2 protein-coding genes are annotated in these 1,805 nt (G+C 65.8%); both read left to right on the top strand.

What is annotated here, in order from left to right; all coding sequences use genetic code 11:
- Positions 1 to 388: glycosyltransferase (locus ACT4N3_RS12050; RefSeq protein ID WP_444855468.1), on the top strand; the 388-nt coding region annotated here is incomplete at its 5' end.
- A 47-nt stretch (positions 389 to 435) separates the two neighbouring features.
- Positions 436 to 1,805 (top strand): NAD(P)H-dependent flavin oxidoreductase (locus ACT4N3_RS12045; protein WP_444855467.1); only part of this gene is annotated, 1,370 nt, incomplete at its 3' end.

The following is a 1,805-nucleotide window of genomic DNA, read 5'->3' as shown; positions in this document are numbered from 1 at the left end:
GCCCGGCTTCCTTGCCCGCCCGGCCGACTGGATCGGTCATCTCGATATTTTCGCGCTCTCGTCGGACAGCGAACAATTCCCGATTTCGCTGGTCGAGGCGATGGCGGCCGGCCTGCCGGCGGTGGCGACCGATGTCGGCGATGTCGCCGCGATGGTCGCCGACGACAACCGGCCCTTGATCGTCGAACCCGCCGACGAGGCGGCTTTCGCCGCCGCGCTCGACACGCTCGCCGACCGCGACGATCTGAGGCGCGAGATCGGCCTCGCCAATCGGGAAAAGGCCGAAGCGCTCTATGACGAGCGAGCGATGATCGCCGCTTATGGCCGGCTCTATGGCGAGGCGATCGGCCGTTCCGACGCCTTCACGTCCCCACGAACTTTTGCGTGATCGGCGCGATCCGCCTATAGGCTGGATCGTTCTTTTCCGGAGGCCGAATGTTCAAGGGTATCAGCCCGATCCTTTATGCGGGGCGCGAAGTGCTGCCGCTGATCGAGGGCGGCAAGGGCGTTTCGGCCACCAACCATCTGAGCTCGGGCGCCTGGGCGGCGGCCGGCGGCATCGGCACCGTCTCGGCGGTCAATGCCGACAGCTACGATCCGGACGGCAAGATCATTCCCCAGATCTATCACGCCCTCACCCGGCGCGAGCGGCACGAGGAGTTGATCCGCTACGCGATCGACGGTGCCGTGCAGCAGGTGCAGCGCGCCTACGACATCGCCTCGGGGCGCGGCGCAATCAACATCAACGTGCTCTGGGAGATGGGCGGCGCCCAGCGGGTCCTGCACGGCGTGCTGGAGCGGACCAAGGGGCTGGTCGCCGGCGTCACCTGCGGCGCCGGCATGCCCTACAAGCTCAGCGAGATCGCCGCCTCCTACGGGGTCAATTACCTGCCGATCATCAGCTCGGCGCGCGCTTTCTCGGCGCTCTGGAAGCGGGCCTATTCGAAGGCCGCCGAATGGCTGGCGGCGGTGGTCTATGAGGACCCCTGGCTGGCCGGCGGCCATAACGGCCTCAGCAACGCCGAGGACCCGCTCGTGCCGCAGGATCCCTATCCGCGGGTCAAGGCGCTCAGGGAGACAATGCGGGCCGGCGGTATCGCCGACAGCGTGCCGATCGTCATGGCCGGCGGCGTGTGGAACCTGAAGGAATGGGAGCATTGGATCGACAATGAGGAGCTGGGGCAGATCGCCTTCCAGTTCGGCACACGGCCGCTGCTCACCAAGGAAAGCCCGATCCCGGAAGTGTGGAAGCAAAGGCTGATGACGCTGGAGGAAGGCGACATCCTGCTCCACCGCTTCTCGCCGACCGGCTTCTACAGCTCGGCCGTCCGCAATCCCTTCCTGCGCAATCTCGAGGCGCGCTCGCACCGCCAGATCGCCTTCACCAAGGAGCCGCTCGGCGACCATGCCTTCGAACTCGATGTCGGGGTGGTGGGGAAGAAGAATTACTGGGTGACCAAGGGCGACCTCAACCACGCCCGCGAATGGTATGCGCAGGGCTATACCGACGCCCTCAAGACACCCGACGAGACGCTCGTTTTCGTCACGCCCGAAGAGAAGAAGATCATCCGCAAGGACCAGGCGGACTGCATGGGCTGCCTCAGCCAGTGCCAGTTCTCGTCCTGGGCGGACAATGAGAAGAACACGACCGGGCGCCTCGCCGATCCGCGCAGCTTCTGCATCCAGAAGACGCTGCAGGACATCGCCCATGGCGGCCCGACCGAGGAGAACCTGATGTTCGCCGGCCACTCCGCCTTCCGCTTCAAGAAGGACCCCTTCTACTCGAACGGCTTCGTGCCGACGGT

Origin of the sequence: Sphingosinicella sp. (assembly GCF_052388015.1) — a bacterium.
Taxonomy (GTDB): Bacteria; Pseudomonadota; Alphaproteobacteria; order Sphingomonadales; family Sphingomonadaceae; genus Allosphingosinicella.
This window is presented reverse-complemented; position numbering and strand designations above follow the sequence as displayed.